The organism is Nostoc sp. DedSLP03 (assembly GCF_034530815.1).
Taxonomy (GTDB): domain Bacteria; phylum Cyanobacteriota; class Cyanobacteriia; order Cyanobacteriales; family Nostocaceae; genus Nostoc.
Window position 1 is genome coordinate 52,248 of record NZ_JAVRCK010000009.1, and the last position, 19,758, is coordinate 72,005.

Below are 19,758 nucleotides of genomic sequence, written 5' to 3' on the forward strand. Positions count from 1 at the left end.
AAGGATATTGATATGTAATACATGTATAGTTAACGCTTTTGAATGATAGCTGAACACCAGCAAAGTTTTTCAGTACTGGTGTATAGAGGTTTTAAGTAGTATTCTAGGTAACTTTAATTAAGGTGGTAGAGATATTAGATAGTGATAGCTATTAGCTTGATACCTTTCTTAATTCACCCATCTAGGAAAGGTAATTTTTTAAACCCTCTGCATACTAGTATTTTACTGCTAGTGTTCTTTTTATTTGGACAGCAAGTCTTCAACCTCTTGATAGCACACCTAAATCATGAGGCATATAACCAGATAACCCATGCTTTATTCATAGGGCGAGAAGGAGAACGTCTACTTAATGCTGTAATCGATAATCAAGAAAAAGGTTTTCTAGAAAATTCTAGTCAGGGACGAACTAATGCTATAAATTATCGTCACAAAAAGCCCAGCTTCCACAACAGCTTCAACCATCTGTACAATCTCGTACAAGACAACCCTGCTCAAATAAAGCAACTCGATAAAATTAAATATATCTATAACCAGTGGCAAAGGGAGTTGAAGCAAAAAGCGCTTTCTGGTTCTGTAAAGAATTCTGCTTTGACAAAAAGCACTTTATTTGATTCTTTGCATAACGAGATTGAGAAACTCATTCAGCACGAAGAGATGCTTTTGAGAGTTCGCAAAAATCGTATACAGCTCTTGAATAGTATTAACACTGCGATCAATATTTTCAGCACATTAATCATTTTATTAATAGCAATTTTAAATCTCCAGTTGTTGCATTGGCGAGTAAAACTTCCATTAAACAAATTGACACAAGTTTGTAAACTTTGGCAAGCGGGACAAATGGAAGTGCAACTATCCCATTCTTCGATAGATGAGATCGGGCAACTAGCTGGAGTGCTTAACGCGATGGCTGATAAGACTCGTCACCGTCAACAAAGTATTGAGGTGCGTAACCAACAGCTTGAAGACATGATATCTGCACTTTCCCACGACCTACGTATTCCTTTACTTGCGACTCGTAACACTTTAGACTGTATGCTCAAAGGAGCTTTTGGTTCAGTCAACGACACTTGGAAGGAAGTTTTTGAAGAGTACCATGAAGCTAATGAGGATCTGCTTAAGCTTGTGGAACTCCTTTTAGATATTTCCCGTTATGAAGCAGGCAACACTTGTTTAATGTGCGATCGCCTAAACTGGGAAAAGATTTTAATTAAAGTAATTAGTCAGATCAAAGCAACATCTACACGTGAGTTAGCCTTCGTTTGTAAAACTTCTCAATTGCTACCGACTGTCTATGGTGATGAATTAGAAATTCAAAGGGTTCTACAAAACTTACTTGATAACGCTGTGCGCGTAAGTAAGCCTAACGGAGAAATTCTGATTGAGATAACGCCTTATGAACAAGAGCAAGTGCGGATTTCGGTGCGCGATCGCGGTTTGGGAATTGCACCGCAAGCTCAGGAAAAGCTGTTCCACCGCTTTATTCAAGGACGAGGGCATCGTGGAAGAAGTGGGCTTGGTCTGTACTTATGTCGTCAAATTATTGAGGCTCACGGAGGAAACATTGGTGTTGAAAGTTCTCTTGGAGAAGGAAGTACTTTCTGGTTTACTCTCCCAAGTGCCATAAATCAAGTTGATAGTAACGATGAACAGAATATAAACAGATGTAGCAATAATGATACCTAATATTAACGAAAATAAAACTGTGCGGATTTTATTAGTTGACGATCACGCTTTAATCCGCCGAGGGATGAAAGGACAATTTAGCCTAGAACCTGGTTTTAGTATAGTTGGAGAAGCATTGGACGGTGGAGAGGCTGTTGAATTAGCTAGTCAACTCCAACCAGATGTAGTTTTAATGGATATCGATCTACCAGTTATGGATGGGATTACAGCCACCCAGCACATAAAAAGTAACTGCTTGACTACTTGTGTTCTAGCCTTAAGTGCCTTCGACGACGATATCCAGGTTATGGGGATGCTTGCAGCTGGTGCTGATGGTTACTGTCTTAAAACCATTGAATGGGAACAGCTCATCGCCGTTATTCAATTGATACTTCAAGGTGGTGCTTATTTAGATCCTCTAATCGCTCAAAAAGTTGCTCGGATGCTTAGGTCAACCGCTGTTGCTCCCGATGTTCCTGTATCTCAGGTAATAGCGCAACCTATTCTCAGTAATCGCGAACGCGAGATTCTTAAACTTATTGCACAGGGGCGCTCAAACCAGCAGATTGCAAACCAACTCTACCTCTCACTCGGAACCGTCAAGTCTTATGTACGTATGGTTCTCAACAAACTTAGCGTTGACGATCGCGTTCAAGCAGCAGCTTTAGCTGTACGCCAAGGGCTGATTTAAGCTTAGAGGAATTTATGTAAACAGTCAGATAATTCTGTCAAAGTGGTAGCCAGTGGTGAGATGTTATTCACAAGTTGTTCTGACCACAAAATGTAAGGCTGAAGTAGTTGATGCTGGAATTGCTCAGGTATGGGTAGACATAGCACCAATACATGAGGTTCAAACAAAGCGATCTCTTCCGGCGTGGGAATACAATAATATGGAAAAACTTCTGCATTTTGTTTTAGGCAATGACTGCTGACGCGCTGCACGGTCATGACATTTTTACCAATAACCATAATTCGGTGTCTTTTCATACATCTACACTTATCTGCAAACGGGAAATGCCTACTATATAACAATGGTTTTAGCGATCGCAAAAGAAAGTGCGATGGCATAACCGTCCAGCGTAGCCGATCGTCAGCGTTGAATGGACGTAACAATAAGACTTTGGGCGAAGAAGTTGAGCTCAATCATCACTTAAGAGCAAAAAGATACAAAGAAGAAAGATTTATTTTTTCCCAGACAGGCTCAAGTCATTTACAGATAAAAAGCATAAGCAATTAAATTGCAATCTGACAACTCTACAGACTGCCATTATTATCTGAATATAGAAATGACGAGATAAACAGAACTTCTTACTCGCTACTGAAAATATTTTCACTCAACATATCATCTGTTCAACATCAATTCTGCTTGGCAATAATTGCTTGTTATCTTATTTCTGTACTTGTCAAAGCTTTGATTTTTTTGGTTTTTTATGTCCTGTAGTCAGTCAATCGGCGTTAAAAAACAAAGCTATGTGAAGAAATGTAAATTCATCAAATAGCTTATAAATTGGTTATTGTATAGGTTTGAAAAAATTAAACATACGTTTATTTTATCGTGCCTACTTATCTTAGTATGAAATTTAGACTATCTATACGCCACAGCCAAACGGATAGTTAGCTGGATAATTTTATTCCTCGTTAGGATACTGTATAAAAAATAATTTAAGTAGCCATCAGATAGTATTTTGCATCGGTATTTGCGTACGAAAGTATACGTAGGGTTAACTAAGTCTTGACTCAACCTCGTGAACAAAGTCTCAAGTCCTATCAAATCTATGGCGTTGCATGAATGCGGTATAAATTGGCAGTTGAAACAATTGAAAAGCCGTTCAAAACTGAGTGAAATCATCCCATAATTCAGCAACACCAAATCTTTTATGGTGCTTATGCGTAGCAATGCAATTGTATTAAAAGCTTTGACAGATAAAAATTGAAGTGTGGCAACAGACATTGTTCATATTTTTAGCATTTATATGGTTTGATATCACCCAAACGTAACACTCTAAATATACCCGCGCAGAAAACATCGACAATGTTCTAAATTTTACTATTTCTCAATTGTAGATAGCGAACTTCAAAGTTATATGGCACAAAAAAATAGTCTCTTTAACATTCGCTTTGACCGTATTTTCTCATCTGAAACACTCAGTTTTTTCCTAGTACAGCTTTTAAGACATCAGGGTAAATCCTTTGAATGGAAGAACAACCAAATACAAAAGGTTAATCTCTTAAATATTGAGATTAACAATGTCTTGACAACAGAAGTTTTAGAAAATCTTAAATATGGTACTGTATTTACTCCCAATGTAGATCACATAATGAAATTGCAAAACGATCGTGAATTTCTTGAAGCTTATAAGACCGCTGATTATAAACTATGTGATAGTCAAATTTTAATATATGCATCTCGTTTCTTAGGTCAGCCCATCCAAGAAAAAATTTCCGGTTCTGACTTTTTTCCAGCATTTTATAACTTTCACAAACAAAATGAAACAATTAAAATATTTTTATTAGGTGCAGCACAAGGTGTAGCTATTAAAGCTCAAGAGAAAATTAATGCCAAAGTTCATAGAAATATAATTGTAAGCTCATATTCACCACCTTTTGGATTTGAAAAAAAAGAAGCGGAATGTAGAAAAATAGTTGAGATGATTAATTCTTCAGACGCCACAGTATTAGCCGTTGGGCTAGGCGCACCAAAACAAGAAAAATGGATATATAAATACAAAAACCAACTGCCAAATATCAAAATATTTTTAGCAATAGGTGCCACTATTGATTTTGAAGCAGGTAATATACAAAGGGCACCAAAATGTATAAGTAATATGGGTTTTGAATGGTTATATAGAATGGTATCGGAGCCTAAAAGATTATGGAAAAGATATTTAATAGAAGGATTACCATTTTTTTGGTTAATTTTGCAACAGAAATTTCAGATAAATAAAATAACAAATAATCCTGGCTCTTAAATACCTTATCAGTTAAATATAATGAAACGAGTATGTGTGATTTTCCACACAGTTTCATGCTTTTTAAAGTCAGCTTTTTAGTTAATTAAATCTATAAAACTTATGACTCTGACACAAGAAAGACAACCGATCGTGATTCAAACTCAGCAATGCTTAGATTTTGAGCATGGTAATACCTTAAGGGAACAGCTATCTAGCTTAGTACTCACCCCAAATATCTTTGGGTGATTGATCTAATCAAAGTAAATTTTATGGATAGTTCGAGCTTAACCGCTTTACTTAAGGAGGTTTTATCTAGACGTTTAAATGCCTATTGTTCGGTAATTTGCAAGCACTTGTTCGGACGATTTTTGAACTGACTCAGATGGATTCAGTGTTTGAAATTTATGAGAACTAAATGCCGTCGTAATGATGTTGAATGCTTAAATATGAAGCATTGATCGCTACTGTCATTGCAAATATCTTAAAGAACAGATTGACTAGTGACATATTTACTTGCTTAACCTATTAGAAAATCTCATTCTCGCTTTTACAGGGTACTGAAATAAGTAAACATACAGACGATCGAGTTCATCAATTTACTATTGAAACTGCAATTACCATGTCTAATACCTTTACTCCCCATAGTTTTGATATGCAAGTTGATATGCAAGTTCTAGATGATACTCATACTCTTCCTAAAGTTAAAGTTCCAGTTCATCCTTCTGTAATCAGTAAAGCCAAGCGAATGATTGACATCTTAGGTGCTGTTATTGGGCTATCGATTACAGTATTCTTAGCTATTCCGATTGCGATCGCGATTAAGTTAGATAGCCCAGGCTCTATATTTTATAGTCAAATTCGCTGTGGTTTGAATGGGCGTCACTTCCGAATTTGGAAGTTCCGTTCGATGTCAGTTGGAGCTGACCAACTTAAGCATTTAGTTAAGAATGAAGCTGAAAGCGATCGGATATTCAAAAATGAGAATGACCCCCGCATTACCTGTGTAGGAAGGTTTCTCCGCCGCACTAGCTTAGATGAACTCCCTCAGTTTTGGAACGTGCTGCTGGGGGAAATGAGTCTAGTAGGCACTCGCCCTCCTACTCCTAATGAAGTGATACACTACTCAAAGCACCACTGGGAACGTTTGAATGTCAAGCCAGGTATGACTGGTGAATGGCAGGCTCATGGTCGCTCCAGTATTAAAGACTTTGAAGATATTGTTCACATGGACTTAGACTACCAACGTAAGTGGTCTATAGTTTATGATATTAGTCTAATCTTCAAAACTTTAAAAGTTGTGTCAAATAAGAGCGGTGCTTGCTAACGTACAGTTAATAGAAAAAATATTGAGCGACATCAAGCAAAAGCTGAAGCTAAACGCTTTTTAGATTATATTAGAGAGCGCAGCGATCTATTAAATGAACAAGGTCAAGACTGTTATGCTTTTCGGTTGTAATTTTACTTTGGATTGGTTTTAGGATGAGTTATAGACGGTCATTAGCTGATTGCCTTAGCTGTTGATATTCTTCCTGTGTGTAGTTTTAACTTAGTTGGTTTCGTGTGTTGTTAATGAGTCCAACAGAGAAAAACAAATTACTAAGTTCATTATCAATAAATATCAGCTCTTTTGACCATTTTCTATGCATTGCAAAAAATTCGGCGTTGCTGAATTCAGATATGAAAATGATTTTGCGTGATTTCAAAACCCTTATAGAGACGTTGCATTGCAACGTCTCTACACCAAGGTTCATACATCTAATCAGCAACGCCAAAAATTCTATAAATTTATCTGATAGTTTAATTAGTGATTCGTCTGTACAACTAAAATCACCAGATAGCCTCTGTCTGATTCTTTGAATTCCTTACATGTTTGTACTGTAAGCTCACGGTTAATGTGGAGAAACTAGCTTTAGTCCTATCACACCTATGACTATTAAGCCTATGCAAGTAATGCGGCGTACTTCAAGAGGTTCTTGAAATAAAACTATACCTAACAAAACCGTACCAACGGCTCCTATACCTGTCCAGATAGTATAAGCAGTTCCAAGTGGTAGTGTGCGCAGGGCTTTAGACAAAAAAGTGAAACTGAGTATCATCAGGGTAACAGTAGCAACATTATAACCAAACTTAGTAAACCCCTGTGTATACTTCAAACTAATTGCCCACCCTATCTCAAATAAACTAGCAATGAAAAGATAGATCTACGCCATGTCATCGTTTCAATACATTACAACAATCTTTCTTAACAATACTCCTATTTGCGCCATTCAACTTGTTAACGATTCTGACTTTTCCCGTTAAGTCTCGAAGCTTGCTGACAAAGGATTTAGGAAACAGCACCCTATGTACGGTACAGTAATTGAAATTGGGTGCTAAAGGTGATAGGCAATGGTGGACTGGTGGGAGAAAAATTTTGCACTTATGATTTAGGCGAGTAGAATAATATCACAAAGTTTTAAAATCAGGGAATTGAAAAATTTAGAAAGCTCATGAGTTGTGCGCTCGCACTTAAATTTACTCCTTGAAACAGTAATTTTTCGATTGCTGACTCCCAAAAATTTCTTTCTGGTTGATACTCTTGACAAAATCCTAATCTGAGCGAATGAAACAGCCCTGCCGTAGGGAAAGGGTTAACTACTTTACTCAACTTCCTCACAATGAATTAACAGCTTTTCCATCGCCTCTGCTAAAGAAATCAATTCTGTCCAAGAGGAACCACTAACTAAATTTTGGGCGTGAGCTAATCGGTTTCGCAACTGTTCAGCAGACTTGAGAAAACGTTCGCCAAACCGTTTTGATTTGAGTCCTAGTTGCAGGAGAAGTTCTGGTTGATTTAAAATCAACTCTCGCTTATCGCAGAATTGTAGATAATCTAATAAATCGGTGGCTTCGTTTCTTTCCTGACTTTCTCGCCATAGTCGTTGAGCAACTTCTAAGCGCTCAGGTTTAAGGACTTTTTGCCAAGAATCTTGGGGATAGTAAATCCGTACCAGCCGTAGTAAATTCATTTCTAGCAGCGTTACTAAGCCAAATAGTAACATTCGCACGGGTGCTTTTTGCAAGTCACCACAGGTAACAATACCACTTACCTGATTGCAATCTAAGACAAACAATCGTGGAGTTTGTTGCAAAATGGGTAGCAACTTTATCAGTGGGGTGGAAATGGCAATTAGTTCTTTGGGATGAAACACCCGTTGATAGTCGCTACATTTACCTTTTTTGCCTGGGATCAAACTAGAGCGTTCTACATAACCGCTAATAATATCTCCTGTCTCAACGCCAATAACATCAAAATTTTGTGCTTGCATCCAATGCAGCACTTCTTTCGCCTCCGCATCAGCTGGCATAGCTTTTAGGGGTTCTGCCACGTATTCAATGGTGATATTGTTCTCAAATAAACTCCGCAGGTCTTGAGAACGTGATTTTAGGTGTTTCATCCCCTGGCTGTGAACTCACGTTAAATAATCCTACGGCACTCATATCAAGTCCGGCTAATTAGTTTTGCTTCCCGAATCTATGCAGAAAGCCCAAAAGCCCCTCTCCTCTGCACCTGAAGCTCCTCTGCTCCCCTGCCCTTTTAATGATAAGTCTTTAACCGGACATGATATCACGCGATGTCTGCGACGGGCTATTCGGCGTCGCCAGTGGCATTTTCTGTTAGATTATCCTTGCGTAAGCGTAGCTATCCCAACAAATACCATAGACCAATGTTATACCATCTTAGTTGGTATCATTTTAGTGATGATTTAGACAATCTCAAGTAACAAAATATTTCGCATCTAGAAAAAAATAAATATATATGTAGTTAACTATATGAGAATAGTTGATTAATTGCGGTAGAAATGCCGAAAATACCGACAAAAAAATGTTATTACTAAAACGACGTATCGAATTGATACTTGGTAGAATCTTACCAAGATAACCAAAATTGATAATAATATTATTATGCCAAGAAAAGAACAAGGATGGGTTACATTTCAAACCTCAGAGGACGAGCGGAAGATTCTAGAGGAGTTCTGCGAACAGTCTCAACGCACTAAGACAGAGATTCTGCGGGAACTCGTGCGTAGTCTTACTCAGCAGTCCTCAACACCAATATCACCACTAACTCAACAGGAACAACAGGAAGATATCTATTATACTCAAAAGCCGAACATAGAAACTAGTATTCAAAAGAAACCACTAAAAGTTAGCTCTCGCAATATTCTTAAAGGTGTAATTAAACGAGTTGTTTATGGAGCAGTTAATAGTGAGGTTACTTTGGAGATTATTCACAAAGTAGAATTAACTTCGATTATCACCAGAGCTTCCGCAGAAGAGTTAGAATTATCTGAGGGAAAAGAAGCTTATGCAGTTATTAAATCTAACGATATTGTCATTGCTAGAGAATAGAAATACGTTGATTTGGGGCATTAAATATTAAGAGAATAAACTTTCTTTACTTAAGTAAATATAGTTGATGCGATCGCTTATGTAATAACCAATACTTTTGGGTTAAGGGGGAAAGGGGAAAGGGAAAAGGTTTGAATTTACCTTTACCCGCAAACCCATTAGCCTTGCCCCTAGACCAAAAAAGAGATTGTTTGGTTTATCCGAAAAGTATTGATGTAATAGCTGGTTTTCGTATTAATGGAATACACGATAGAATATTAACCTTCTTTAATCGCTGCTTGATAGCGACCTAGTGCGATTAAAGGAAAGTATTGTTGATACAGATGATACTTGAGATAAAAATGGCAAGGGAAACCAGTACCTGTAAAGTCAGCCTCAAACCAAGTACCATCTGGGTTTTGAGTTGTCACCAGATAGCCAATTCCCCGCTCGATCGCATCAAGAGCTAATTTACCAGTTGCTTCACCTGCTGCTATTAAGCCAATTAAAGCCCAAGCAGTTTGAGATGCAGTACTATTTCCTTTGCCTTTGAGACTGGGATCGTTGTAACTACGGCAAGTCTCGCCCCAACCACCATCTGGGTTTTGACATCCAACTAACCAAGCTGCTCCTCGTTCTATATTGAGTTTATACTTTTGAGGATCGATTAACGCCAAAGCTGACAAAACGCCACTGGTGCCGTAGATATAATTTACACCCCAACGACCAAACCAACAGCCTTCAGTTTCTTGTTCGCGCAAAAGATAAGTAAGCGATCGCTCCAAATTATCACTATCAATTGTCAAGTCACAAGCACCCAACATTTCTAGTACCCTAGCGGTAACATCTGCGGTGTTTGGATCGATCATCGCTTTCAAATCACCATAAGGAATGGAATTAAGCCAATCTTGGTCATTATCCAAATCAAAAGCAGCCCAACCGCCTGGTTTACATTGCATAGATGCAATCCAGTTTAACGCACGAGCGATCGCAGCTTGCTTGATTTTTTCATTGGGGAGTTTCGCCAAATGTAGTGCCATCATCACCACCGCCGAGTCGTCTACATCGGGATAAAAGCGATTTTCAAACTCAAACGCCCAAGCCCCTGGTTTTCCTTGGCGATTTTTGACAGCCCAATCTCCGTAATCTAAAATTTGTTTTTGCAGCAACCATTCTCCAGCCTTTACTACAGCCGAACAATCTGGTGCAAAGCCAGATTCTATCAAAGCACGCATTGCCCAAGCTGTATCCCAGACGGGTGAAACACAAGGCTGTACTCGATAGATATTTTCTGTTTCAATCACAAAGTTATCAATTGCTTGCAAACCTCGTTCCACAATCGGATCGCTTCGGTCATAATCCAGACAGCGCAAAGCTAGCATTGAATTCAACATCGCCGGAATAATCCCGCCCCAGTCGCCTGTAGCTTCTTGGCGCTCTAAAATCCACTTTTCGGCGGCTTTGATGCCTTCTTCACGAAAGGGTACTAAATTCAGGCTTTCTGCCAACTTGAACCCTCGATCGAGAGTGAGGAATAAATCTGTCCAATCGCCACTTTCAGGTAATTCCCACCGGACTCGATCGATACCTTCAGCATATAACTCATCTAGGTTGATAGCTGAGTCGGTGAGAAAAACAGGTTTGCGATCGCATACAATCAGTAATGGTACTGTACTAGAACGTGCCCAGCTAGACATTTCGTAGATATTGACAGGGAAAGCTTTTGGCAACAGCATTATCCAAGGTGGTAGCGAGGGAATACCGCGCCAGTTGTAGCAGCCAATCAAGGCTAGGTGCAACTTGGTAAAAATCCGAGTTTTACCGATCCCACCTCGTTGAAGAATAAAAGCTTGCGCCCGAATCATCGCCGGATCTGTTGCTGGTACGCCTAGCAATCTTAGCGCCATGTAGGCTTCAACCGAGGTGCTAAGTTCTCCACCATCACCATAGTAAAGTTCCCAGCCGCCATGTTCTCGTTGCTGTTGACGCAAATATGTTTCAACTTTGTGTAAAGGTCTGGTTTGGTCTGTTCCCCAAATTTTATGCAGGAGGACGACTTCCGCAGTGATGGTGACATTAGATTCCAACTCAGCCCACCAGTAACCTGCCGGATTTTGAATTGAAAGCAGATATTCTTGGCTAGCTGCGATCGCATCTGCAACTTTATTGACTTTTTCCCTGTCTTGTGTCCGCATGAAAAACTATTTAACCTCAACACCCAACACTAGATATGAACACGGTATTACAGCGAAAAAATTTTTTTTCATCTATCAATAGACATAGTATTCTGTCTGAGTCACTGATAATTTGCAATAGGTCATGGATGTAATTGTATTAGGATTGATGCTCTTATCGTTGACAATTTGGTTAGTATTACTGGGTTTTTGGGGACTGTTTTGGCGGACAGACCAGCAATTAGAGGTTACAAAAACTCAGCTAGAATCTTTACCTGTGGTTTGTGCTGTAGTTCCAGCGCGTAACGAAGCTGAGTTAATACCAACTAGTTTGCGATCGCTCCTACTTCAAGATTATCCTGGTTCTTTCAACGTGTTTTTGGTAGACGATCGCAGCACAGACCGGACAGCAAATTTTGCCGAAGGAGTTGCCCACGCTGTTGGTAAACCTCAGCAATTGCATATTATTTCTGGCGTTTCACTGCCTCCTGGTTGGTCGGGCAAACTTTGGGCAGTTGAGCAAGGTATCAAAAGCGCGAGTTTATTAGCACCTGACTATTTTTTGCTGACTGACGCAGATATCGAACACGATCCTGGTAATCTCCGCCGACTGGTTGCAAAAGCTGTGCAGGAAGATTTAGACTTGGTTTCGGTAATGGTGCGACTCAGGTGTGAGAGCTTTTGGGAAAAACTTTTGATTCCAGCTTTCGTCTTTTTCTTCCAAAAACTCTATCCTTTTCGCTGGGTGAATAATCCCAACAATCCCACAGCAGCCGCCGCCGGGGGATCTATTTTGATTCGTAGAGAAGCTTTAGAGCGAATCGGGGGAATTCAAGTGATTCGCCAAGCTTTAATTGACGATTGTGCCCTTGCTAAAGCTGTTAAGAAGAGTGGGGGACAAGGGGACAACGGGACAACGGGACAAGGGGACAGGAAGATTAACTCAATGCCCAGTCAAGGTCGTATCTGGCTGGGATTGAGTGGCTTGACTCGAAGCTTGCGCCCTTATGACTCGCTAGCGACGATTTGGGATATGGTTGCTCGTACTGCCTATACCCAACTGAATTATTCTCCATTAATATTATTGGGAACTTTGATAGGAATGCCTCTGATTTATTTAACTCCACCTGTATGTGTGATTCTCGGTGTAGTTTCGAGTAATTGGGCGATCGCACTTACAGGTTTTTTAGGATGGCTATTAATGACTTTCGCTTACTACCCGACGATCCGCTTTTATAAATGTTCTTTTTGGTTCGCTTTTAGTTTACCTGCGATCGCTTTTCTCTATACTTTAATGACTCTAGACTCAGCACTACGTCACTGGCAAGGGCGCGGCGGCGCTTGGAAAGGAAGAGTTTATCCAAACCCAGATAATTCATAGGTGGGATAAAAGTAGATTTGAAAATTTGAATCAAGAAGCAAAAAACTTTATTTAAAATAAGATGATTTTACGTGTTAATAATAAAAACAAACCTATTGATTCACCTCTTAAATCATCTTTACTAGCTGAGACTTCAATTACTAATGATTTAGCATTGTCAGGGGCTACTATAGTAGAGAAATTCGCCTATTTGCCCGTCAGGAAGGAGGGTTTTGAAGAACAAAGCACCTCTACTACTGGGAAAAGTTATGCCGGGTTGTTCCCAGGGAATACCGAGTACCTTAGCTCCACTGAAGTCAGTATTAGTCAGGATAGTCCAATCCAAATTAATCCCAGCGAACTCAACATTAGTCAAATTAGCACTGTCCAAAACAGCCCCCGTAAAATCAGCATTGGTCAGGTTAGCGCCATCCAAGGAGGAGCAAGTCAAACAAGCACATCTCAGATTAGCGCTGGTCAAGTTGGCATTAGACAAAATAGCTCCTATCAAATAGACACCTCGCAAATTGGTGTAACTCAAATTGGCACGCATCAACCTAGCATCCTCAAAATTGGCACCGATCAGGTCAGCTCCTTGCAAGTTGGCATCCTCCAGAAAAATATATGCCAAATTAGCCTCTCTCAAAGTGGTTCTAGCCAAATTAGCTCCCCTTAATTTGGCTTCACTCAAATTAGCTCTAACCAAGTTAGCTCCTTCCAACTCAACCCCACTAAAATCTCTCTCCCCAGCAGCATATCACTGGAGCAACTCCTCAGCAGTTATCCTCATCTATAGACCTCCGCAATAAATTCTGGAACGAACTATATTTCAATTTCAGTAACATTAACATTTCTTAAGTTTACTCAATTCCTTATAGCTAAAATTAAAGTAAGCTGGAAGTGATTGATTCAAAAAATTATGACAACCGCAATACCAACAAATAATCCTGTTATTGTCCCTAAAAAGCTGCCTTTTTTGGAATCAATTTGTTGGCAGACTGCCGATGTATATAGGTTTACTCCAGAAGAAATGCTGAGTCGCTACGAGCGTGGTTGGCAATATCGCAACCTATTTAATAATCTTGAGGGTGAAGAACTCAATTTTCTTCAGGAACTCGCCAGACGCTATAAATCCTGGTTGCAAGTTTATTTATGACCTCCAGATTTGAACATCATAATAAAATGCTGTCAAATTCCGACCGTTATGCCGATGACAGCGTTGAGGCAAGAGATTTAATCGATCTAGCAGTTCTCAGGCTGCGATCGCCAATACCTCAAGTATCAATTGAGAAAGCTGAAAAAGCATATCAGGTTATGCGCCCTTTGAAAAGAGCGATCGCCCCATGCCCCATACCCCATGCCCAATGCCCAATGCCCCATGCCCCATACCCCATGCCCTAAATCCTTGAAGCTGTTTGTTTAATACTGGCGGGTTCAAGAGGTAATGGTTGAGCGGCTTTCAATACCACATCCAACAACCCTGGAAACAGCACCTCTAAATCTTCACGCCGCAGGATGTTAATATGGTGTGTCCCTTCTTTGCGTGTCAAGACTATCCCCGACTCCCGCAAAATCTTGAAGTGGTTGGACATAGTTGATTTGGCGATCGCAAAATCAAATTTGGCACAGCATTGTTCCCCCTCAGTCGCTAACAGCCGCACAATCTCTAGCCGCACCGGATCGCCCAATGCATACAACACGCCTGGTAAAGAAATATTTTTTCTATCTGGATGATAAAGGAATCTCATAGTTGCATTATCTCATCAGGTGGCATATATTTTTATTATTCGATATTATCGAATTATAGAATTAAGTAGGAAGGCAATTTATGTCATCCATTACAAACGTCACAGAAGCCACATTTAAGCAAGAAGTCTTGGAAAGTGAAATTCCGGTATTAGTAGACTTTTGGGCACCGTGGTGCGGCCCTTGCCGGATGGTGGGCCCAGTCGTTGATGAAGTTGCTGCTGAATACGAAGGACAGGTGAAATTTGTGAAGTTGAACACAGATCAAAATCCTACTGTCGCTAGCCACTATGGAATTCGCAGCATTCCGACATTGATGGTTTTTAAAGGAGGTCGCCAGGTCGATACTGTCGTAGGGGCGGTTCCAAAAACTACCTTGAATAAGACCTTAGCACAGCATCTTTAATCTAGGTACTATTGTGAGACGCATTTAGTTTGCAGTCTTCTTTAGAGGGAGCCAGGAGTCAAAATATATTAGACTCCTGACTCCTGACTTCTGACTCCTGAATTCTGTTTCAAATAACGGGGAAAGAGCGAAATGGACTTGAAATTGCATGGTAAATCCGCACTGGTCAGTGGCTCAACCGCAGGTATCGGTTTGGCGATCGCTCTTGGGCTAGCTCAAGAGGGTGCATCAGTAATTGTCAACGGTCGTTCTGAAGAACGAGTAGCTCAAGCGATCGCTAAAATTAAGCATTCTACACCCGACGCAAAAGTTTCTGGTGTTGTTGCTGACGCTGCCACTGCATCAGGGGTAGAGAAACTCATTCAAGAGGTTCCTGACGTTGATATACTCATAAACAATGTGGGTATTTATGAGCCAAAAACCTTCTTTGATATTACTGATGAAGACTGGTTAAAAATATTTGAGGTTAACGTCCTTAGTGGAGTCCGTTTGAGTCGGCAATATCTGCAAAAGCAGCTAGAGCAAAACTGGGGGCGGATAATTTTCATTTCCAGCGAATCTGCTATTCAGATCCCAGTGGAAATGATTCACTACGGCACAACTAAGACAGCACAACTTGCCATTGCCAGAGGTCTAGCAGAAATGACTGTGGGGACTGGAGTTACAGTAAACTCTGTCCTTCCAGGGCCAACTCGTTCCGAAGGAGTTGAAGATTTTATCACCAACCTGGCACAGGAACGCGGTATTACTCGCGCTGACGTTGAGGCGGAGTTTTTTCAAAATGTGCGTCCAAGTTCCTTAATCAAACGCTTTGCAACAAATGAAGAAGTAGCAGCGATCGTAGTTTACCTGTCTAGTCCCGTAGCATCAGCAACTAATGGTGCAGCTTTGCGGGTAGATGGTGGCGTTATTCGATCGATTGTTTAGTATTTGAACCACAACTGTCCCAGAAGCACAGCAATAGACCAAACCCTTTTTAAATCTCATTTCCAGTCTGAGGCTGGAAATGCACTTCAATTGGGCTGCTGCCGCGAGTTCAGGAGGCGGAGCTTCAACGACGAGCATTCCCAGTCGGAGACTAGGAACGAGGCAAATGACAAATGACTAAAATAATTTGGAGATATAACCAATGACCGCTGAGATCGACTTATTCTTTCCTTACCAATTAGGAAATCTGGAACTACCTAACCGGATAGTGATGGCACCCTTAACCCGAAACCGCGCAGGTGAAGGAAACGTACCACACCAACTGAATGCTACTTACTACGTTCAACGTGCTTCCGCCGGACTGATTATTTCTGAAGCAACACAGGTAACTCCTGAAGGACAGGGCTATCCCGCGACACCAGGAATTCATTCACCAGAACAGGTGGAGGGATGGAAGTTAGTAACCGATGCCGTACATCAGCACGGCGGCAGAATTTTTCTGCAACTATGGCACGTAGGCAGAATTTCTCACCCTGATTTACAACCGAATGGAGTTTTACCTGTAGCACCTTCTGCCATTACTCCTAAAGGTGAGGCTGCAACTTATGAGGGGCCAAAACCCTTTGTTACTCCCCGTGCTTTAGAAACTTCGGAAATACCGCAGATAGTTGAACAGTACCGTCAGGGAGCCGCTAAGGCATTTGCGGCTGGGTTTGATGGAGTAGAAATTCATGCAGCTAATGGTTATTTAATAGATCAGTTTCTCCGCGATCGCACCAATCAACGCACAGATAAATATGGGGGTTCGATTGAGAATCGCGCCCGATTTCTGTTAGAAGTGACAGAGGCGGTAACTAGTGTGTGGGATTCTAACCGAGTAGGGGTACGTCTCTCTCCCAGTGGGACTTTTAACGATATAGGTGATTCCAATCCCTTGGAGACATTTGGTTATGCGGCTCAAGCCTTGAACCAGTTTAATTTAGCATATCTGCATATTTATGAGGCAACAGAAGCAGACATCAGACATGGCGGGATAATTGTACCCACTAGTCATATACGCGATCGCTTTACAGGTACACTGATCGTCAATGGCGGTTATACCCGTGAAAAAGGCGATGCCGTACTGGCAAACAAAGCAGCAGATTTAGTTGCCTTTGGCACATTATTTATCTCAAATCCCGATTTACCCCGACGCTTGGCTTTGAATGCACCACTAAATGAACCAAATCAAGCAAGCTTTTATGGCGGCGGTGAAGAAGGATATACAGACTATCCATTTTGGTCGCCTGCTAACGAACAGGTGGTCAATGCCTAATTCTTCTCATCTAAATAATCAAAACCCACTTTCTGCACTCTAAAGTATCAAATCAAACTGAGGATTTTTAGATTTTTCCTAGATACAACATCAGTAAAATGATTGTAAAAATTGGTTGTGAACTATGAAAGATACTTTAGATGCAGCAAAAATCAAAGAACGCGTTAACGATTGGCTAGCTGCGTTTAGTCCAGGCAACAAATCCTTTGATTTTTCTCTTTTAGACAATCTCTACTGGCAAGATGAACAATTCCTCGCCTTCGATACCCTCTCACCGCAGACCACTCGAATTCAAGGATGGCAATCCTACGAGGAAATATGGAAGCCGTTGATGACAGCAATAACCCAGTGGCAAGTTAAATCAGTTGGGGATATTCAGATATTTCCAGGTGATAACATTACCGTCTCTGCTTTGATCTTCCACAGTACAGCATCCACCATAGGGAATGAGGCGGTTGGAATTACGGCTCATGCGACACTTGTATGGGAGAAGCGAGAGGGAGAATGGCGCATTATCCACGAGCATATCTCTAACCCAGTTAACATTGCCAATTAGAGAGGAACATATTTGGATTGTCCTGCTCTAAAGAGCTTTTAATCACTTGAGATATAAAATCCGAAACCCTCTTATAATCCAACTATCAGGAGAATATCATGAGTTCCGTCATCCAAACCCAACCTTTAGATGTACCCAGTGCGATCGCTCAACGTCGTTCTATCAAAACCTTTAAAACAGACCCCATCGCCCCAGAACTGCTCAAGCAACTGGTAGAGTTAACCGTGGCTGCACCCAGCAGCTATAATATCCAAGACTGGCAAATTATTCTTGTGCAAGATGAAGCGCAAAAGGCCGCACTATCATCAGCATCTTTTAATCAACAGCAAATTGTTCAAGCACCTGTAACTTTTGTCTTTGCCGCCGATCCTAACGCAGGCGAAAAAAACTTGGCCCCAATTCTAGAGCAAGGACTCGAAACTGGGGCATGGAATGAAGGTACGGTAAACTACTTTAAAACCGCCGTCCCCCAATTTCAATCAACGCTAGGCGACAAGCGACGCGAATATGCGATCAAAGATGCGATCATTGCCGCTACCCATTTGGTGCTAGCGGCAGAAAGTCTAGGATTGTCCACTTGTTTTATGAACGGTTGGGTTGAGGATCGGGTAAAACAAGTGATTGGTGCAGGAGATAATCCAGATTTAGCGATCGCTGTTTTAGTTCCTGTGGGTTATGCAGCCGAACCACGCTTAAATCCAGGTCGTTTGCCATTTTCCTCCAACGTCTCTGTAGACAGAATCGGTAATCCTTATGCAGGGTAGCTTTCCCTAAATTGGCAATGGGGAATAGGGAATAGGGAATGAGTCTTTGATACTCGCCGACGAGTCTTTGATACTCGCCGACGAGTCTTTTATACTCATGAATGAGTCTTTGATACTCGCCGACGAGTCTTTTATACTCGCCGACGAGTCTTTTATACTCGCCAACGAGTTTTTGAACCTGCTCCCCCTGCCTCCCCTGCCCCCTGCTCCCACTCCCCCTCCACACCATGTCCTTACCCTCCTTCCTAGCGCGTCGTTCGTTCCACTATGGCTGGATCGTCGCGGGTTTAACATTCCTAGCCTTGTTGGTGGCAGCCGGAATTCGCTCTGCTCCTGGAGTTTTTATAGTGCCTCTCGAACAAGAGTTTGGCTGGAGTAGAGCGACTATATCTTTGGCAATCTCCATTAACTTAGTACTCTACGGATTAATTGGCCCTTTTGCTGCCACAGTTATGGAGCGAATCGGCATTCGCCGGATGATGGTATTCTCACTTGCTGTCATCGCACTTGGTGTCGGTTTAACCACTTTGATGTCAGCTTCCTGGCAGCTAGTTTTGCTATGGGGTGTAGTTGTCGGTTGTGGTAGCGGAGTTATTGCCCTAGTTTTGGGTGCTGTTGTTGTCAATCGTTGGTTTTTGGAAAAACGGGGTTTAGTTCTGGGGATCTTAACCGCCAGTACAGCCACGGGACAACTAGTGTTTCTGCCGATGCTGGCCTCAATAGCCGATCGCTTTGGCTGGCGAACTGCGGCTCTGGCTTTGACTGGTGCAGCACTTCTAATTATTCCAGCGATCGCAGTCTTTATGCGCGATCGTCCGGCGGATGTCGGTTTGCGAGCCTTTGGCGACAACAGCGAAACTGTGGAAGTATTACAGCCCAAAGTCAATTCCATCGCCTCCACTCTTAACGCCCTCTGGCTGGGAATGCGTAATCGAGACTTCTGGCTGTTATTTGGTAGCTTTTTTATCTGTGGCGCAAGCACAAATGGGTTAATTGGAACTCATCTAATTCCTGCTTGTATTGACCACGGTATACCTGAAGTCAAGGCTGCTGGGCTTTTAGCAATCATGGGACTATTCGATTTTTTTGGAACTACAATGTCTGGTTGGCTATCTGACCGCTGGAACAATCGCTACTTATTGTTTTGGTACTACGGGCTGCGGGGTTTATCTTTGATTTTCTTGCCCTTCAGTTTCAACTTTTCCTTCTATGGACTTTCCATTTTTGCCGTCTTCTATGGACTTGATTGGATTGCCACCGTACCACCAACAGTCCGTCTTGTTGCCAACGCCTTCGGTAAAGAAAATGTCGGCGTGATGTTCGGTTGGATTGTCGCCGGACACCAGGTTGGTGCCGCGACAGCTGCATTCGGAGCCGGAGTCTTGAGAACTTGGACGGGTAGTTATTTACAAGCGTTTATTTTATCAGGCGTTCTCTGTTTGATTGCCGCAGTTTGTGTGCTGCAAATTGGTCAAACTCCCACTAAGAATAATTATCTCGTAGAGAAGAATTCGTAGAGTGTGCGT

The 19,758-nt window shown here is 41.4% G+C and carries 22 protein-coding genes; 16 read left to right on the forward strand and 6 right to left on the reverse strand.

Features of this window, described 5'->3' with window-relative positions; translation table 11 throughout:
• Positions 1–141 precede the first annotated feature (141 nt).
• Both RM368_RS06445 and RM368_RS06450 read left to right on the forward strand, forming a co-directional pair.
• Complete coding sequence (locus tag RM368_RS06445) at positions 142–1,683, forward strand: ATP-binding protein (RefSeq protein WP_322693307.1); 1,542 nt, start codon at positions 142–144, stop codon at positions 1,681–1,683.
• Positions 1,673–2,353 carry a response regulator transcription factor gene (locus RM368_RS06450; RefSeq protein ID WP_322693308.1) on the forward strand — a complete coding sequence of 227 codons (681 nt, stop codon included), beginning with the start codon at positions 1,673–1,675 and terminating at the stop codon, positions 2,351–2,353. The genes RM368_RS06445 and RM368_RS06450 overlap by 11 nt, the downstream gene beginning before the upstream one ends.
• A 2-nt stretch (positions 2,354–2,355) precedes the next feature.
• Here RM368_RS06450 and RM368_RS06455 read toward each other — a convergent pair whose 3' ends face one another.
• On the reverse strand, positions 2,356–2,805 hold the full coding sequence (locus tag RM368_RS06455) for a hypothetical protein (protein ID WP_322693309.1): 450 nt from the start codon (positions 2,803–2,805) through the stop codon (positions 2,356–2,358).
• Positions 2,806–3,872: 1,067 nt separating this feature from the next.
• Between RM368_RS06455 and RM368_RS06460 the strand changes: the two genes are divergently transcribed.
• The 3 genes from RM368_RS06460 (at position 3,873) to RM368_RS06470 (ending at position 5,937) form a co-directional block, all read left to right on the forward strand.
• The gene (locus RM368_RS06460) at positions 3,873–4,631 is read left to right on the forward strand and encodes a WecB/TagA/CpsF family glycosyltransferase (RefSeq protein WP_322693382.1); all 759 of its coding nucleotides are present in this window, start codon (positions 3,873–3,875) and stop codon (positions 4,629–4,631) included.
• A 102-nt stretch (positions 4,632–4,733) separates the two neighbouring features.
• On the forward strand, positions 4,734–4,859 hold the full coding sequence (locus RM368_RS06465; protein ID WP_322693310.1) for a hypothetical protein: 126 nt from the start codon (positions 4,734–4,736) through the stop codon (positions 4,857–4,859).
• Between the two features lie 418 nt (positions 4,860–5,277).
• Positions 5,278–5,937 (forward strand): sugar transferase, encoded by a 660-nt coding sequence (locus RM368_RS06470; RefSeq protein ID WP_416212218.1) that lies wholly within the window; start codon positions 5,278–5,280, stop codon positions 5,935–5,937.
• A gap of 565 nt (positions 5,938–6,502) precedes the next feature.
• On the opposite strand, the gene RM368_RS06475 is transcribed toward RM368_RS06470, so the two are convergent.
• A complete protein-coding gene (locus tag RM368_RS06475; protein ID WP_322693384.1) occupies positions 6,503–6,814 on the reverse strand; it encodes a multidrug efflux SMR transporter in 312 nt (103 codons plus the stop codon).
• Positions 6,815–7,252: 438 nt separating this feature from the next.
• Positions 7,253–8,050, reverse strand: coding sequence for a hypothetical protein (locus RM368_RS06480; protein ID WP_322693311.1), 798 nt, complete (start codon positions 8,048–8,050; stop codon positions 7,253–7,255).
• A gap of 79 nt (positions 8,051–8,129) precedes the next feature.
• Between RM368_RS06480 and RM368_RS06485 the strand changes: the two genes are divergently transcribed.
• The gene (locus RM368_RS06485; protein ID WP_322693312.1) at positions 8,130–8,363 is read left to right on the forward strand and encodes a hypothetical protein; all 234 of its coding nucleotides are present in this window, start codon (positions 8,130–8,132) and stop codon (positions 8,361–8,363) included.
• Between the two features lie 195 nt (positions 8,364–8,558).
• Complete coding sequence (locus RM368_RS06490; protein WP_322693313.1) at positions 8,559–9,005, forward strand: molybdopterin-binding protein; 447 nt, start codon at positions 8,559–8,561, stop codon at positions 9,003–9,005.
• A 257-nt stretch (positions 9,006–9,262) separates the two neighbouring features.
• Here RM368_RS06490 and shc read toward each other — a convergent pair whose 3' ends face one another.
• Positions 9,263–11,179, reverse strand: coding sequence for a squalene--hopene cyclase (gene shc / locus RM368_RS06495; RefSeq protein WP_322693314.1), 1,917 nt, complete (start codon positions 11,177–11,179; stop codon positions 9,263–9,265).
• Between the two features lie 124 nt (positions 11,180–11,303).
• Between shc and RM368_RS06500 the strand changes: the two genes are divergently transcribed.
• Entirely contained in the window at positions 11,304–12,539 is a 1,236-nt protein-coding gene (locus tag RM368_RS06500; RefSeq protein ID WP_322693315.1) for a glycosyltransferase, read from the forward strand.
• A gap of 157 nt (positions 12,540–12,696) precedes the next feature.
• Here the strand turns inward: RM368_RS06500 and RM368_RS38710 are convergent, their stop codons facing one another.
• Positions 12,697–13,239: a pentapeptide repeat-containing protein gene (locus RM368_RS38710; protein WP_416212217.1), complete on the reverse strand. Its 543-nt coding sequence runs from the start codon at positions 13,237–13,239 to the stop codon at positions 12,697–12,699.
• 198 nt (positions 13,240–13,437) lie between these two features.
• Here RM368_RS38710 and RM368_RS06510 point away from each other — a divergent pair, with 198 nt between their 5' ends.
• Both RM368_RS06510 and RM368_RS06515 read left to right on the forward strand, forming a co-directional pair.
• Entirely contained in the window at positions 13,438–13,674 is a 237-nt protein-coding gene (locus RM368_RS06510; RefSeq protein WP_099103299.1) for a hypothetical protein, read from the forward strand.
• Positions 13,671–13,919, forward strand: a complete 249-nt coding sequence (locus tag RM368_RS06515) for a hypothetical protein (RefSeq protein ID WP_322693317.1) — start codon at positions 13,671–13,673, stop codon at positions 13,917–13,919. The genes RM368_RS06510 and RM368_RS06515 overlap by 4 nt, the downstream gene beginning before the upstream one ends.
• Here the strand turns inward: RM368_RS06515 and RM368_RS06520 are convergent.
• Positions 13,916–14,266 (reverse strand): helix-turn-helix transcriptional regulator, encoded by a 351-nt coding sequence (locus tag RM368_RS06520; RefSeq protein ID WP_322693318.1) that lies wholly within the window; start codon positions 14,264–14,266, stop codon positions 13,916–13,918. The genes RM368_RS06515 and RM368_RS06520 overlap by 4 nt on opposite strands.
• A gap of 80 nt (positions 14,267–14,346) precedes the next feature.
• Here RM368_RS06520 and trxA point away from each other — a divergent pair, with 80 nt between their 5' ends.
• From trxA to RM368_RS06550, 6 genes are all read left to right on the forward strand, one after another.
• Positions 14,347–14,670 (forward strand): thioredoxin, encoded by a 324-nt coding sequence (gene trxA, locus RM368_RS06525; protein ID WP_012412473.1) that lies wholly within the window; start codon positions 14,347–14,349, stop codon positions 14,668–14,670.
• A gap of 132 nt (positions 14,671–14,802) precedes the next feature.
• Positions 14,803–15,597, forward strand: coding sequence for an SDR family NAD(P)-dependent oxidoreductase (locus tag RM368_RS06530; RefSeq protein ID WP_322693319.1), 795 nt, complete (start codon positions 14,803–14,805; stop codon positions 15,595–15,597).
• A gap of 202 nt (positions 15,598–15,799) precedes the next feature.
• Positions 15,800–16,912, forward strand: a complete 1,113-nt coding sequence (locus RM368_RS06535) for an alkene reductase (protein WP_322693320.1) — start codon at positions 15,800–15,802, stop codon at positions 16,910–16,912.
• A 124-nt stretch (positions 16,913–17,036) separates the two neighbouring features.
• Positions 17,037–17,468 (forward strand): YybH family protein, encoded by a 432-nt coding sequence (locus RM368_RS06540; RefSeq protein ID WP_322693321.1) that lies wholly within the window; start codon positions 17,037–17,039, stop codon positions 17,466–17,468.
• Positions 17,469–17,566: 98 nt separating this feature from the next.
• Complete coding sequence (locus tag RM368_RS06545) at positions 17,567–18,232, forward strand: nitroreductase family protein (RefSeq protein WP_322693322.1); 666 nt, start codon at positions 17,567–17,569, stop codon at positions 18,230–18,232.
• Between the two features lie 227 nt (positions 18,233–18,459).
• Entirely contained in the window at positions 18,460–19,749 is a 1,290-nt protein-coding gene (locus RM368_RS06550; protein ID WP_322693323.1) for an MFS transporter, read from the forward strand.
• Positions 19,750–19,758 lie beyond the last annotated feature (9 nt).

Bases quoted from the DNA above. Each gene is read 5' to 3' on its own strand.
- RM368_RS06450 (WP_322693308.1), top strand. From the start codon at position 1,673: ATGATACCTAATATTAACGAAAATAAAACTGTGCGGATTTTATTAGTT.
- RM368_RS06465 (WP_322693310.1), top strand. From the start codon at position 4,734: ATGACTCTGACACAAGAAAGACAACCGATCGTGATTCAAACTCAGCAA.
- RM368_RS06470 (WP_416212218.1), top strand. From the start codon at position 5,278: ATGCAAGTTCTAGATGATACTCATACTCTTCCTAAAGTTAAAGTTCCA.
- RM368_RS06480 (WP_322693311.1), bottom strand. From the start codon at position 8,050: ATGAAACACCTAAAATCACGTTCTCAAGACCTGCGGAGTTTATTTGAG.
- RM368_RS06485 (WP_322693312.1), top strand. From the start codon at position 8,130: ATGCAGAAAGCCCAAAAGCCCCTCTCCTCTGCACCTGAAGCTCCTCTG.
- RM368_RS06490 (WP_322693313.1), top strand. From the start codon at position 8,559: ATGCCAAGAAAAGAACAAGGATGGGTTACATTTCAAACCTCAGAGGAC.
- shc (WP_322693314.1), bottom strand. From the start codon at position 11,179: ATGCGGACACAAGACAGGGAAAAAGTCAATAAAGTTGCAGATGCGATC.
- RM368_RS06500 (WP_322693315.1), top strand. From the start codon at position 11,304: ATGGATGTAATTGTATTAGGATTGATGCTCTTATCGTTGACAATTTGG.
- RM368_RS06510 (WP_099103299.1), top strand. From the start codon at position 13,438: ATGACAACCGCAATACCAACAAATAATCCTGTTATTGTCCCTAAAAAG.
- RM368_RS06515 (WP_322693317.1), top strand. From the start codon at position 13,671: ATGACCTCCAGATTTGAACATCATAATAAAATGCTGTCAAATTCCGAC.
- RM368_RS06520 (WP_322693318.1), bottom strand. From the start codon at position 14,266: ATGAGATTCCTTTATCATCCAGATAGAAAAAATATTTCTTTACCAGGC.
- trxA (WP_012412473.1), top strand. From the start codon at position 14,347: ATGTCATCCATTACAAACGTCACAGAAGCCACATTTAAGCAAGAAGTC.
- RM368_RS06530 (WP_322693319.1), top strand. From the start codon at position 14,803: ATGGACTTGAAATTGCATGGTAAATCCGCACTGGTCAGTGGCTCAACC.
- RM368_RS06535 (WP_322693320.1), top strand. From the start codon at position 15,800: ATGACCGCTGAGATCGACTTATTCTTTCCTTACCAATTAGGAAATCTG.
- RM368_RS06540 (WP_322693321.1), top strand. From the start codon at position 17,037: ATGAAAGATACTTTAGATGCAGCAAAAATCAAAGAACGCGTTAACGAT.
- RM368_RS06545 (WP_322693322.1), top strand. From the start codon at position 17,567: ATGAGTTCCGTCATCCAAACCCAACCTTTAGATGTACCCAGTGCGATC.
- RM368_RS06550 (WP_322693323.1), top strand. From the start codon at position 18,460: ATGTCCTTACCCTCCTTCCTAGCGCGTCGTTCGTTCCACTATGGCTGG.